The sequence below is a fragment of the Pseudoalteromonas sp. SG43-4 genome, from assembly GCF_014164325.1.
Lineage (GTDB): Bacteria > Pseudomonadota > Gammaproteobacteria > Enterobacterales > Alteromonadaceae > Pseudoalteromonas > Pseudoalteromonas distincta.
On sequence record NZ_JACJFB010000024.1, the window covers coordinates 25,525 to 40,036 of the forward strand.

The following is a 14,512-nucleotide window of genomic DNA, read 5'->3' on the forward strand; positions in this document are numbered from 1 at the left end:
ACTTTATTATGCAAATAACAATATCAAGACAACAATTTTTAAAGCCATTGGTGCAAGTGTCGGGTGCAATAGAGCGCAAACACACGCTACCAATCTTATCTAACGTTTTGTTAGTGGTAGAAAACGGACAACTTTCAATGACGGGTACTGACCTTGAAATTGAATTAGTTTCTGGCGTATTTGTAGGTGATGATATTGCCGATACAAAACTAACGTTACCCGCTAAAAAGTTACTCGATATTTGTAAAAGTCTACCAGACGGTTCAGACATTACTTTAAGCTTGCAAGAGCACCAATTACTTTTAACCAGTGGTAAAAGCCGTTTTTCATTAACGACTTTATCTGCTGATGATTTTCCTAATTTAGAGCAGTGGGATGGTGAGGTTGAATTTCAACTAACTCGTTTAGAGCTTCGTAAGTTACTTGAAAGCACGCATTTTTCGATGGCAAATCAAGATGTACGTTATTACTTAAACGGTATGTCGTTTGAAGTAGATAATACAGACATAAAAACAGTAGCAACAGATGGTCACCGTTTAGCTATTGCACAAAAGCAATTAACGCAATCGCTTAATACTCAACGTCAATTAATTATACCTCGCAAAGGTGTGCAAGAAATTATGCGCCTTATGGTAGCTGACGACGAATTGGTTACAATTCAGTTTGGTGCTAACCATATTCGTATCATTGATATTGAGTTTACATTTACAAGTAAGCTAGTTGATGGACGCTTTCCTGATTACCGTCGTGTATTACCACGTGGTGGTGACAAAGTAATTACAGCTAACCGAGAATGGTTACGAAATGCGTTTCAACGAGTGTCTATTTTATCGAATGAAAAATTTCGTGGTGTACGCTTAAACCTATCAAACGGTTTATTAAAAATTACTGCCAATAACCCAGAGCAAGAACAAGCTGAAGAAGTTGTTGAAGTAAGTTACGAAGGCGCAGACCTAGAAATAGGATTCAACGTGTCTTACGTATTAGATGTACTAAACACATTAAAAACAGAAGACGTACTATTTACATTAGCCGACTCAAACAGCAGTGCATTAATTGAAGGTGCAGGCGATGAAGAAGCAATGTACGTTGTTATGCCTATGCGTTTATAAGACTATAAATACATAATGAGCTTAAGTCATTTGAGCCTCAAATATTTTCGTAATATTGAGGCGCTGACGCTAGAACCAGTCAACGGCGTTAATATAATTTATGGTGAAAATGGCAGCGGAAAAACCAGCCTTTTAGAGGCTATATATTACCTTTCTCATGGCAAATCTTTTCGTACTCCAAAACACAAAAGTATTATTGCGCACCAGCAAGAGCAATTTGTAATTCACGGGCGTAAAACAATACACGATTTATCAATTCCAATTGGTATTAGTAAAACGCAAACGGGTGAGACCAATTTAAAAATTCAAGGTAAGGCGAGTCGCAGGATATCAGAACTCGCTCAACTTATGCCTGTACAAATTATTACACCAGAGAGTTATTCTTTGTTTTTTGGTGGACCTAAAGAGCGCAGAAAGTTCTTAGATTTAGGTTTGTTCCACGTGGAACATGAGTTCTTTTTTTTGTGGCAATCATTTAATAAAGTACTTAAGCAACGTAATGCATTGTTAAAAACTAAGCCCAAGAATTATTTTGACCAAATTAAGTTTTGGGACAAAGAATTTGTTAGACTGGCTGAAGAAATAAATAAATTAAGATTGGCGTATATAAGTAGGTTTAAGCAGCAATTTTTTGATAAAATGTGTGCAGAATTGACGCTTGTACGTGATTTAGAAATGACCTTTAGCGCAGGCTGGAAAGAGACTGAATCTCTTGCAGATGTGTTAGAGCAAAACTTTGAGCGAGATGCTCGCCAAGGGTTTACAAGTAAAGGCCCTCATAAGGCCGATTTTAGTTTTAGTGTCGCTGGCAACAGTGTGGAGAATACATTCTCACGCGGTCAATTGAAGCTATTATTGTATGCGTTGAAAGTTACGCAAAATAGCTTAATTGAGTCAGAGACAGATAAGCAATCTATATTGCTAATAGATGATCTACCTTCAGAATTAGGCGAAGATACAAAAGAGAAAGTGGGACAATTACTTGCTCACTGCAGTTCTCAAATTTTTATCTCTTCAATTTTATCTGAAAGTATTTCTGCTGTGGTGGAACCCATGCAACGAGAACTACAAATGTTCCACGTGAAACATGGCAACCTAATAACAAGATAAGTGGGATTAACCATGTCTGAGAATTATGACTCGTCGAGTATTAAAGTACTTAAAGGATTAGACGCAGTAAGAAAGCGTCCTGGAATGTATATTGGGGACACCGATGATGGCACAGGCTTACACCACATGGTGTTTGAGGTCGTTGATAACTCGATCGATGAAGCCTTAGCAGGTCATTGTGATGATATTTATGTAACGATTCACTTAGACGGTTCTGTCTCAGTTCGAGATAACGGTCGTGGTATCCCAACTTCTATCCATGAAGAAGAAGGCGTATCTGCAGCCGAAGTTATTATGACGGTACTTCATGCCGGTGGTAAGTTTGATGATAACTCTTATAAAGTATCAGGTGGCTTACACGGTGTTGGTGTTTCTGTTGTAAATGCACTTTCAGAAAAACTAAAACTGACTGTTCGTCGTGAAGGAAAGCTTCATGAGCAGTTTTATACTATGGGTGTTCCAGATGCACCTTTAGCTGTAATTGGTGACTCAGAAACAACTGGTACAGAATTACGTTTTTGGCCAAGCGCTGAAACATTCACAAATTTAGATTTTCATTACGACATTTTAGCTAAGCGTTTACGCGAGCTTTCATTCCTAAACTCAGGTGTGAGCATCATCTTAAATGATGAGCGTGAAGAAAATAAATCTGACCACTTTAAATATGAAGGCGGTATTCAAGCTTTCGTAGAATACTTAAACCGTAATAAAACACCTATACATAAAGGTGTGTTCCATTTTACTCACGAACGTGAAGAAGATGGTATTAGTGTTGAAGTATCAATGCAGTGGAATGATGCATACCAAGAAAACATTTACTGTTTCACAAATAATATTCCACAACGTGATGGTGGTACTCACTTAGCCGGTTTTAGATCAGCGCTAACACGTACACTTAATAACTACATGGAAAAAGAAGGCTTTAACAAAAAAGCTAAAACAACCAGCAATGCTACCGGTGATGATGCCCGTGAAGGCTTAACGGCTGTTGTTAGTGTTAAAGTTCCTGATCCTAAGTTCTCATCACAAACTAAAGACAAGCTAGTATCAAGTGAAGTTAAATCTGCGGTTGAACAAGCAATGGCTGAAAAATTCACTGAGTTTTTACTAGAAAACCCAACTGATGCCAAAATTGTTGTAGGTAAGATTATTGATGCCTCACGTGCACGTGAAGCGGCGCGTAAAGCCCGTGAAATGACACGACGTAAAGGTGCAATGGACTTAGCAGGCTTACCAGGTAAGCTAGCTGATTGCCAAGAAAAAGACCCAGCCCAATCTGAACTATATATAGTGGAAGGGGACTCTGCTGGCGGATCAGCCAAGCAGGGACGTAACCGTAAAAACCAAGCTATTCTTCCGCTTAAAGGTAAAATATTAAACGTAGAAAAAGCACGTTTTGATAAAATGTTATCTTCGCAAGAAGTAGCAACACTAATTACTGCATTAGGGTGTGGTATTGGTCGTGACGAATATAACCCTGAGAAATTACGTTATCACCGTATCATCATCATGACCGATGCGGACGTGGATGGTTCTCACATTCGTACGTTACTACTAACATTCTTCTATCGTCAAATGCCTGAAATTGTAGAACGCGGTTATATTTATATTGCTCAACCACCACTTTATAAAGTGAAAAAAGGTAAGCAAGAGCGTTATATTAAAGATGATCCAGCATTAGTAGAGTACTTAACGTCGCTTGCACTTAATAATGCTGCTTTATATCCAAGTGCAGATGCTTCTGCGCTAGAAGGTGAAGCGCTAGAGAAAGTCGTTCACGATTACCAAAATACAGTTAAAGTTATTGAGCGTTTAAAGCGTAAATATCCTAACACGGTAATGGAACGCTTAATCTACCAAACAGAGTTGAAAACTGATGACCTTTCTGACGAAGCTAAAGTAATTGCTTGGACAAAAGAGTTAGTTGATGACCTGATTGCACGTGATGAAGATGCAACTATTTTCCATGCAGGCACAGAGTTTGACGCTGAGCGTAATATGTATTACCCGGTTGTGAATATTCGTCAGCACGGTGTTGATAAAGCACATGTACTTCATTATGACTTTATTGCATCACGTGACTACCAACGCATTGCTGTGACTGGTACTAACATTGCAAACATCCTAAAAGAAGGTGCTTATATTCAACGTGGTGAGAAAACAAAACCTGTTGATAACTTTGTGGATGCTTTGGAATGGTTGATCACAGAATCTAAGCGCGGGATCTACATTCAACGCTATAAAGGACTGGGTGAAATGAACCCAAGCCAGCTTTGGGAAACAACAATGGATCCTAGTGCTCGTCGTATGTTACAAGTAACGATTGAAGATGCTGTTGGCGCGGATCAATTATTTGCCACCTTAATGGGTGATCAAGTAGAGCCTCGTAGAGAGTTTATCGAAACTAACGCTCTACGCGTAGTTAATCTAGACGTGTAAAAATATTACTTACACCGAAAAAGGAGCCTAATGGCTCCTTTTTTATTTTTTCAATTACACAAACTGCTTAAAACCTGAGTGTACACACGGTATACTAAGGGTAATTTTCACGCTACTTCTTAGATAGTAAAAAGCCAAATATGCAAAAATATGACGTAAAAACCTTTCAAGGTTTGATCCTGGCTTTACAGGATTATTGGGCGCAGCAAGGCTGTGTCATTATTCAACCACTTGATATGGAAGTGGGCGCCGGGACATTTCACCCGCAAACATTTTTAAAGTCTATTGGTCCAGAGCCAATGTCGAGCGCGTACGTTCAGCCGTGTCGTCGTCCTACGGATGGCCGCTATGGTGAAAACCCAAATCGCCTACAACATTACTACCAATTCCAAGTAGTTTTAAAGCCATCGCCAGATAACATCCAAGAGCTTTACTTAGGCTCATTAGCGGCAATGGGTATTGATACCCTTACTCACGAAGTTCGCTTTGTAGAAGATAACTGGGAATCACCTACGCTAGGCGCATGGGGCTTGGGATGGGAAATTTGGTTAAACGGCATGGAAGTAACGCAGTTTACCTACTTTCAACAAGTGGGTGGCTTAGAGTGCTCACCAGTAACAGGCGAAATTACTTACGGCCTAGAGCGTTTAGCAATGTACATTCAAGGCGTAGATAGCATTTACGACCTAGTATGGGCAGACGGTCCACTAGGGCGCGTAACATACGGCGACGTGTTCCATCAAAATGAAGTAGAGCAATCTACTTATAATTTTGAACATGCAAACGTAGAAGACTTATTTGCACAGTTTGATAAGTGTGAAGCAGAAAGCCAAAAGTTAATTGAAGCTAACTTACCACTACCTGCATACGAGCAAGTAATGAAAGCATCGCACGCATTTAACTTACTAGACGCACGCCACGCAATTTCGGTAACCGAACGTCAGCGTTATATTTTACGCGTTCGTGCGTTATCAAAAGCGTGTGCACAAAGTTACTATGACAAACGTGAAGCGCTTGGTTTCCCGCTGTGTAAGGATAAGTAAAATGTCAGCACAAAATTTATTAGTAGAAATTGGCACAGAAGAGTTACCACCAAAAGCATTGCGTAAATTAGCAGAAGCCTTTGCTGCAAACTTAACTCAAGAGCTAGAAACATTAGAATTAGCACACCAAGGCGTAAGCTGGTATGCATCGCCTCGTCGTTTGGGTTTACAAGTAAAAGCGCTTGAAGCTAAGCAACAAGACAAAGAAGTTGAAAAGCGTGGCCCAGCAACAAAGGCAGCGTTTGACAGCGAAGGTAACCCAACAAAAGCAGCAATGGGTTGGGCACGTGGTTGTGGTATTGAAGTAAAAGACGCACAAACACTTGAAACCGATAAAGGCGCTTGGTTATTGCACATTGCTAAAGTAGCAGGGCAAGAAACTAAAACCCTAATGACAGATGCAATCACAAAAGCATTAAGTAAATTACCAATCCCTAAACCAATGCGTTGGGGCGCGAATAAAACACAATTTATTCGCCCTGTGCATACAGTAACTATTTTATTTGGTGATGAGCTACTTGAAGGCGAAATTCTTGGTAAGCAAATAACTAACCAGCTTCAGGGTCATCGTTTTCATCACCCAGAAAAAATTAGCATTAACCATGCAGATGACGTTTTTGACGTACTTAAATCTGCTTACGTTATTGCTGATTACGAGCAACGTAAGGCGCAAATTCGAGCACAAATAGAAGAGGCTGCAAGCGCAGTTAACGCTGTTGTTGCAATGGATGAAGATTTACTAGAAGAAGTAACATCACTTGTAGAGTGGCCAGTTACTTTAACGGCAACATTTGAAGAAGCATTTTTAGATGTACCAGCCGAAGCGTTAATTTACACCATGAAAGACGATCAAAAATATTTCCCGTTATTAGATCAAAACGGCAAACTTTTAAATAAGTTTTTGTTTGTATCTAACATCGAAAGTAAAGATCCAAGTGTGGTTATTTCTGGTAACGAAAAAGTAGTGCGCCCGCGTTTAGCCGATGCACAGTTCTTCTTTGAAACAGATAAAAAGAAAACCCTAGAAAGCCGATTAGAGTCGCTTGATAGCGTATTGTTCCAAAAGCAACTTGGTACGCTTAAAGATAAGTCTGAGCGCATTAGTGAACTTGCAGGTTATATTGCTGAGCAATTAGGTGCTGATAAAGACCTAGCACAGCGTGCAGGCTTATTAAGTAAAACTGACCTAATGACTGAAATGGTTATGGAATTTACCGACGTGCAAGGTGTAATGGGAATGCATTACGCTCGCCACGATGGTGAAGCCGAAGATGTAGCCGTAGCGCAAAACGAGCAGTACATGCCACGCTTTGCAGGGGATAACTTACCAACAAACTTAATTAGCTGCGCAGTAGCGATTGCTGATAAGTTTGACACGCTGGTGGGTATTTTTGGTATAGGCCAAGCACCTAAAGGTGACAAAGACCCATTTGCTCTTCGTCGTGCTGCTATTGGTGCACTGCGCATCATGGTAGAAAAAGAACTACCACTTGATATTTTAGACCTAGTAGCTAAATCGCAAACATTGTTTGGCGAAAAGTTAACTAACTTAAATGTATCAACTGACGTATTTGAGTTTATGCTAGGGCGCTTCCGTGCTTGGTATCAAGACGAAGGTATTGAAGTAGACGTAATTCAAGCAGTGCTTGCACGTCGTCCGACTAAACCTGTTGATTTTGATCGCCGTGTTAAAGCCGTGAGCCATTTCCGCACATTAGACGCAGCAGAAGCGCTTGCAGCAGCTAATAAGCGTGTAGGTAACATTCTGGCTAAAAACGATATTACCAGCCAAGGTAGTGTTGATGAGAGCTTATTAAGCGACGACGCCGAAAAAGTATTGGCATCACAAGTAGCAAAATTTGCCACTGACCTTGCACCACTTTACGCAGATGGAAACTACCAAGAAGCATTAAGCCAATTGGCGGGTATTCGTGAAAGTGTTGATAACTTTTTTGACAACGTAATGGTTATGGCCGACGATGAAGCTGTTAAGCAAAATCGTCTTGCGCTATTAAGCCAGTTAAGCGGATTGTTTTTAGGTATTGCAGATATTTCTGTTTTACAAAAATAACACCGATTAGCAATTTTAAAAGCCAGCGTTTTGCTGGCTTTTTAGTTTTCACTGTATGCAAAGGAAACCCCATTGATGATTTCTATGAAACGAATTTTAACCTTAGCAATTGCTGGTTTACTTACTGCTTGTACAAGCCAAATTTCGATTAACGATGTATTGCCACAGCAAGAGCTAGATAAAACAATTTATCTAAGAGGCGACTTTACGCTTTGGGACGCTGAACCTCAGTATCAGTTTTCGCCAGTTGGTCCTGCGCTTTATCAAGCAGAAGTTAAATTTTCTAGCCCTGGTAAAGTGTACGAATTTAAAATAGCAGATGCCGATTTTAGCGAAGGTTATAACTGTGGTTATAGCGACGCACAACCAGAGGGGCAAAGCCTAACACTCGGCCAGCCAGCTATCGCAGACTGTAATACTATTTATAACTACTTTAGTTTCACACCAGCAATAAAAGGCACGTACATAGTAAGTATTGACTACAGTGACTACGACAAGCCACAAGTGACGATAACGAAGAAATAAAAACAAACAAGCTGAATCATTCAGCTTGTTACTAAATATGGTTGGATTAATTCAATTAATGATGACATTGAAGTGCCTAAATGTTTAGGGGGATCTGCTAAGTCGAAGTTCAGTTTTTTACTATTTTGAATTGCTATAGTTGTATTGGAAATTAAGAGAGATATCTCAGAATTATTATTAATTAAAACTTTCCTCATTCGTTTTTTAAGGAATTGTTTTTCATTTTCGAGTAATTTATTTAGGGTATCTTCTTCTATATTTACAACATCTTCAAAATGGAGAAGTGGCCATATATCAAAAGCAGGGTTGCTGATTATTAAATTGATGCCTTTTTGCTTTGCTTCCTTAATTGTAGCTTTTGTATTTTTTTGATGCTTTTCTGAGAAATAATGATCAACATCAAAAGCTATGAAACCATAGACGTTACCATCTTTAAGTTTATAGTTAAGTTGAGTTGCTTTACTTTCTAAATCATTTAAAACATGCTGTGGTGTACTATGGTGCACATCTGACTTTTCTACTGGTGTGAAGTAGACTAAATTTTCAAACCGTCTGCTTATAGCATTTTTCATACTCTCAAAGTATTTTCTTTCGTCTTCACCGCCTTCATAAGAGACTAAGAAATATAGAATGTCTATTTTTTGTCTATATCTACTGCCGCTTTTCTTCCTTGAACTCATTATTTAAACTTCCTTACAATATTTGGTATACCTCCAAAAGCACCATCCAAATAAGCCTTATGAATATCTTTGTCATGGCGAGTTGTATAATCATTTAGGCTATATAACTTAGTGGAACCATCAGTTTCTTTTTGAGTAAACCAAACTTCATCCCTTCGTAACAGCTCATTATTTAATAGCTCGGCCTCATGGGTTGTAGCAATAATTTGATCATTATTATCTTTTTCTAAGAAGGACTCTAAAAATCTATACGAAATAATGGGGTGTAGACTTCTATCAAATTCATCAATAATAAAGGTTTGGCTATAGCCTCTGTCTGATTCATTTTCAGAATTATTTTCTAGTGCTGGAATGAGGTCTAGTAACCTCCTCGTTCCATCTGATTCATCAATGATGTCAAACTGAACACTCTTACTACTATTCTTATGAATACTTGCAAGTTTAGTTATTTTAAGAGAGTTATTCACACTATCAATTTCAGCTAAGTGCTCAATATCGTTAAAATTGAAAGGGTACAGCTGACCAGGTTTTTTTATTTTCTTTTCTATACGTTCTAAATCACTTGATGAAAAGTCACTTAATGGCACATTTACTTCAATTAAAGATGAAATACCAGTGTCAAATTTTGAAATTAAATTAAGGTATTTGGCTCTGCCAGATCTAAGTTCTGGCAAAGAGCCTGAATATTTTGTTTCAGGAAATATAGTTACTAATGAAAATTTAAAAAAATAGAAAGCTTGTGTTAAGCGTATAAAAAAGTATCTTAGTGGGTTATTTTCTACTTCACTATCTTTAAGATTTTCGAATACTTTTTCAGATACTTCTGAAAGGAATGGTTTGTTTTTCGGAGTATATTTAGACAAAAAATTAAACTCAGTTTGAGCATTTTTAATATCTATATCGCTTAAATCTGTGTGCTTTTTTGTAATAAGATCTGAGCTATATGAATAAGAATCACCATCAAACCTACGATAAAACACTTGGTGTTCTGAATTAGGCTGAATTAAAGCTAATTCTTCCTCCAACACAATTTTATTATCTGTTTTCAGAAAATAGGCAAAGTAGCAATCACCGACAGTAAACTCAAAAGTGAAACTTCTGTCTTTCTTTTCTAATGGTGATAAAAGAAAATATGAACTACGTGTACGGTCACAGTAATCTAATTCAATATCACCAGAAATAAGCCTTTTTGCATATGCAATTGCTTTTATAATATTGGATTTTCCGCTCGCATTTGCTCCATATAAAACACTTCCTTTTAAAACCCTTAAATTTTTATTACCACCAATAGGCGTACGTACATGAGACTTTAGCCGTCTTAGTCTTGGGGCTGCTTTTAAATTTAATTCAATCGTTTCTGATATAGATCTAAAATTGTCAACATTAAAATAAACAAGCATATAATAAACACAAATATTCTTTGAAATTACTCTATATATACACTAAACGAGGGGAATGAAAAAGCTTAAAGTGATATTTTCACGTTAATTATTATGAACCCCTTTCTTCACCACATACCTATACGGTGCTTCTTCTGCATCTTTAGCCACCAGCGTGTGATCCATAAACGTACAAAAACTCGGAATGTCGCGAGTTGTTGATGGGTCATCAGCAGTTATTAATAACGTTTCACCGTCATTCATTTTACGAATAGCAGCACGTACCATCATTACTGGCTCTGGGCAGCGAAGGCCTATGGCATCTAATTGGTGATCGGGATTATCAAAGCTCATAATAAATTGGCCTGTTTAATTAAAGTGTTTGCTGTGTACGCGAGTGCTTAGGTATAGCAATTAATAAGTTTGGCAGTTTAACGCAATTTTATGTGTAATTTAACTATTTTACTTAATGCTTTTAGCAGTTTCAAAATGCTTTATTTAATAATACGCCCGATCACATAATTACGCTGTTACATACTTGTTTGATAAAGGGACGTTTTTATAAATGAAGCTAATAAAAAAGGCGAACTGAATAAAATCAGTTCGCCTTTTTAATCACCAAGATGGTTTTACATGTTTAAGCTAATTAGTCTTGAACACGTTCAAATACAGTTGCAATGCCTTGGCCTAAACCAATACACATAGTTGCTAAACCGTATCGTACATTTTTGTCTTCCATTAAGTGAATAAGCGATGTGCTAATACGCGAACCCGAACAACCCAGAGGGTGACCAAGTGCGATTGCGCCGCCATTTAAATTCACTTTTTCGTCAACAACATCCATTAACCCTAAATCTTTCATTACAGGTAATGATTGTGCTGCAAAGGCTTCGTTAAGTTCTACTACGCCTAGGTCATCAATTGTAATACCTGCTTGTGCAAGTGCTTTTTTACTTGCTGGTACTGGGCCGTAACCCATAATTGATGGATCGCAACCAGCGACTGCCATTGCTTTAATGCGCGCACGAATTGGTAAACCAAGTTCTTTTGCTTTTTCTTCGCTCATTACTAACATTGCAGATGCGCCGTCAGAAAGTGCAGAAGACGTACCGGCTGTTACCGTACCCGATGCAGGATTAAATACTGGGCGAAGCTTTGATAGACCTTCTACTGTTGTTTCTGGGCGAATTACTTCGTCGTCTTCAACTAAGATAAGCGAACCATCTGCATCGTGACCTTCCATTGCTAAAATTTCGCGACGGAAGCGGCCTTCAACAGTTGCAGCTTGTGCACGTTGATGTGAACGGTAAGCAAATTCATCTTGTTGCTCACGGCTAATGCCATGAAGCGTTGCAAGGTATTCTGCTGTTAAGCCCATAGAGCCAGACGCTTGTGCAATTGATGTTGCTAAGCCTGGGTGAAAGTCGTTGCCGTGAGTCATAGGTACGTGACCCATGTGCTCAACACCACCAATTAGGTAAGTGTCGCCAGCGCCTGTCATTATTGCGCGTGCTGCGTCATGCAATGCTTGCATAGAAGAGCCACATAAACGGTTAACCGTGACAGCAGGAACGCTGTGCGGAATACCGGCAAGCAATGATGCGTTACGTGCTACGTTAAAGCCTTGCTCTAATGTTTGCTGTACACAACCCCAATAAATATCGTCAATTGATGCAGGATCAACTGCAGGGTTGCGATCTAGTAAGCCTTTCATTAAATGTGCGCTTAAGTCTTCTGCACGTTTATGTTTGAATACACCACTTTTAGAGCGACCCATTGGTGTGCGGATACAATCTACAATTACTGGATTATTCATGATATTAACCTTCCACCTTATAGAAAACACGACCTTCTTCGGCCCACTTGCGAGTTTGTTCAGATACTTGGTAAATCGCACCTAGGTGAGCGTATTTGTCTGCTGCTGCAACAAAGTTAGCTAAACCAGTTTGATCTAAGTAACGGAACGCGCCGCCTCTAAATGGAGGGAAACCAACACCGTAAACTAATGCCATATCTGCTTCTTGCGGCGAGGCAACAATGCCTTCTTGCAAACACAGTAGCACTTCGTTAATCATTGGAATCATACAACGGTCGATGATTTCTTGTTTATCAAATTCTTTTGGTGCGTCTGTGATTGGGCTTAGTAGCTCAATTGCTGTCTCGTCATGAGACTTTTTAAGACGACCGCGACGATCTGTTTCGTATTTATAAAAACCGGCTTTGTTCTTTTGACCAAAACGTTTTTCGTTGGCAAAAATAGTCACAGGGTCTTTATCAGCACGCGCCATACGCTCAGGGAAACCGTCAGCCATTACGCCAGTACAATGAAACGCTGTATCAATACCTACGACATCAAGTAGGTAAGCCGGACCCATAGGCCAGCCAAATACGTTTTCCATTACTTTATCTACTTTTGCAAAGTTAGCGCCTTCAACCACTAATTTGCTAAAACCTGCAAAGTAAGGGAATAAAACACGGTTTACAAAAAAGCCTGGGCAATCGTTAACAACAATTGGCGATTTACCTAATTTAAGCGCGTAATCAACTACTGCATTAATAGTTTTATCTGAGGTTTTTGCGCCACGGATAATTTCTACTAATGGCATTTTTGGCACTGGATTGAAAAAGTGCATACCACAGAAATTTTCTGGCTTATCTAGCGCTTGTGCTAGTAAATCAATACAAATAGTCGATGTATTTGAAGTAAGTACAGTGCCTTCTGGCATGTTTTTTTCAAGATCAGCGAGTACTGCTTGCTTAACTTTAGGGTTTTCTACAACGGCTTCAACAATGATGTTGGCACTTTGTAGGTCTGACTCGTTAAGTGTTGGCTTAATTTTGCTAAGTGTTGCCAACATTTTTTCCATTGGCATGTGACCACGCTTAACTTTTGCACCTAATAACTTAGATGCTTCACCCATACCTAAATCAAGCGCATCTTGTTGGATGTCTTTCATTATAATAGGCGTGCCTTTATAAGCAGACTGGTATGCAATACCGCCACCCATAATACCAGCACCTAATACAGCGGCTTGTTTAATTTCTACATCGCTGTGCTTAGCAAATTTACGTGCTTTACCTTTAATGTATTGGTCAGCTAGGAATATACCAGTTTGTGCTGCTGCTTCTGGTGTACGTGCTAATTTAGCAAAGTTAGCGTTTTCGATTGCCATTGCTTCATCGCGAGTACAGTTTGCCGCTGCTTTAATAGTACGTACAGCCATAACCGGTGCAGGATAGTGGCCTTTGGTTTTACCCATTACCATACCTTCTGCCATAGCAAAGCTCATGCCTTGCTCAACACGGTTTAATTTAAGTGGCTGTAGTTTTACGTTGCGTTTTGCTTGCCAATCTAGCTTGCCAGCAATCGCCAGTTCAAGTGTTGATACACTTGACTCTAGAAGTTTGTCAGCACTAACTACCGCGTCAAACGCACCTACTTTAAGGGCATCTGCTGCGCGGTTTTCTGCGCCTGAGGTAATCCACATCATCGCGTTATCGGCGCCAATGATACGTGGTAAGCGCACTGTGCCACCAAACCCTGGCATTATGCCAAGTTTAACTTCTGGTAGGCCCATTTTAGCTGTTTCGCTTGCCACACGATAATCGGTAGCAAGTGCCCACTCACAACCACCGCCAAGTGCCATACCGTTTATAGCGCTTAGAGTTGGGAATGGTAAATCTTCAATTGCATCAAAAACGTCGGTTGCGTTTTTGATCCACACTACTAATTCTTCTTCAGGTTTAGTAAATGTAGGTAAAAATTCGAAGATATCGGCACCAATAATAAAGTGGTCTTTATCACTGGTAAAAATCATGCCTTTGATATCAGTATTGGCGGCTAATTCTTTTAATGCTGCTGCGCAATCTGAAAGAGTTTTTTGAGATAGTGTGTTTACAGAACCTGCAACACAAAACTTAAACTCGGCGATGTTTTCCTTCAGGAAGCTAACTTCAAAGGAATCGCTTTTATATAACATTATTATTCTCCCTAGTTGACGAACTAAGACTGGTACGATGAGTTTGCATTTCAATCAGTGTGCTTGCTTTAAATTAAAAATGCAACGAAAAATTTAACTCGGTTACAATCGACTGGTTAAAATATAGCTGGTTTGGTGCTAAGGTGGTTGAAAAGTTTTTATTCACAACTTTA

Annotated in this window: 11 protein-coding genes; 6 read left to right on the forward strand and 5 right to left on the reverse strand. The window is 39.2% G+C overall.

Annotated elements, in window-relative coordinates:
- Positions 1-8: 8 nt before the first annotated feature.
- The 6 genes from dnaN to H5160_RS18030 all read left to right on the forward strand — a co-directional run bounded on the left by dnaN (position 9) and on the right by H5160_RS18030 (position 8,300).
- Positions 9-1,112, forward strand: coding sequence for a DNA polymerase III subunit beta (gene dnaN, locus H5160_RS18005; protein WP_004335206.1), 1,104 nt, complete (start codon positions 9-11; stop codon positions 1,110-1,112).
- Between the two features lie 15 nt (positions 1,113-1,127).
- The gene (recF, locus tag H5160_RS18010; RefSeq protein WP_182738233.1) at positions 1,128-2,222 is read left to right on the forward strand and encodes a DNA replication/repair protein RecF; all 1,095 of its coding nucleotides are present in this window, start codon (positions 1,128-1,130) and stop codon (positions 2,220-2,222) included.
- 12 nt (positions 2,223-2,234) lie between these two features.
- Positions 2,235-4,661 (forward strand): DNA topoisomerase (ATP-hydrolyzing) subunit B, encoded by a 2,427-nt coding sequence (gyrB, locus tag H5160_RS18015; protein WP_024597183.1) that lies wholly within the window; start codon positions 2,235-2,237, stop codon positions 4,659-4,661.
- Positions 4,662-4,801: 140 nt separating this feature from the next.
- The gene (glyQ, locus tag H5160_RS18020) at positions 4,802-5,704 is read left to right on the forward strand and encodes a glycine--tRNA ligase subunit alpha (protein WP_004335201.1); all 903 of its coding nucleotides are present in this window, start codon (positions 4,802-4,804) and stop codon (positions 5,702-5,704) included.
- 1 nt (position 5,705) lies between these two features.
- On the forward strand, positions 5,706-7,775 hold the full coding sequence (glyS, locus tag H5160_RS18025) for a glycine--tRNA ligase subunit beta (protein WP_182738235.1): 2,070 nt from the start codon (positions 5,706-5,708) through the stop codon (positions 7,773-7,775).
- 75 nt (positions 7,776-7,850) lie between these two features.
- The gene (locus H5160_RS18030) at positions 7,851-8,300 is read left to right on the forward strand and encodes a hypothetical protein (protein ID WP_024599956.1); all 450 of its coding nucleotides are present in this window, start codon (positions 7,851-7,853) and stop codon (positions 8,298-8,300) included.
- Positions 8,301-8,320: 20 nt separating this feature from the next.
- Here the strand turns inward: H5160_RS18030 and H5160_RS18035 are convergent, their stop codons facing one another.
- The 5 genes from H5160_RS18035 to fadB all read right to left on the reverse strand — a co-directional run bounded on the left by H5160_RS18035 (position 8,321) and on the right by fadB (position 14,339).
- Complete coding sequence (locus H5160_RS18035; RefSeq protein ID WP_182738237.1) at positions 8,321-8,980, reverse strand: RloB family protein; 660 nt, start codon at positions 8,978-8,980, stop codon at positions 8,321-8,323.
- On the reverse strand, positions 8,980-10,380 hold the full coding sequence (locus tag H5160_RS18040; RefSeq protein WP_182738239.1) for an ATP/GTP-binding protein: 1,401 nt from the start codon (positions 10,378-10,380) through the stop codon (positions 8,980-8,982). The genes H5160_RS18035 and H5160_RS18040 overlap by 1 nt, the downstream gene beginning before the upstream one ends.
- Positions 10,381-10,464: 84 nt before the next feature.
- A complete protein-coding gene (gene tusA, locus H5160_RS18045; RefSeq protein ID WP_182738241.1) occupies positions 10,465-10,713 on the reverse strand; it encodes a sulfurtransferase TusA in 249 nt (82 codons plus the stop codon).
- Between the two features lie 292 nt (positions 10,714-11,005).
- Positions 11,006-12,175, reverse strand: a complete 1,170-nt coding sequence (gene fadA, locus H5160_RS18050; protein ID WP_024597185.1) for an acetyl-CoA C-acyltransferase FadA — start codon at positions 12,173-12,175, stop codon at positions 11,006-11,008.
- Positions 12,176-12,179: 4 nt separating this feature from the next.
- On the reverse strand, positions 12,180-14,339 hold the full coding sequence (fadB, locus tag H5160_RS18055; RefSeq protein ID WP_138489862.1) for a fatty acid oxidation complex subunit alpha FadB: 2,160 nt from the start codon (positions 14,337-14,339) through the stop codon (positions 12,180-12,182).
- Between the last annotated feature and the right edge of the window lie 173 nt (positions 14,340-14,512).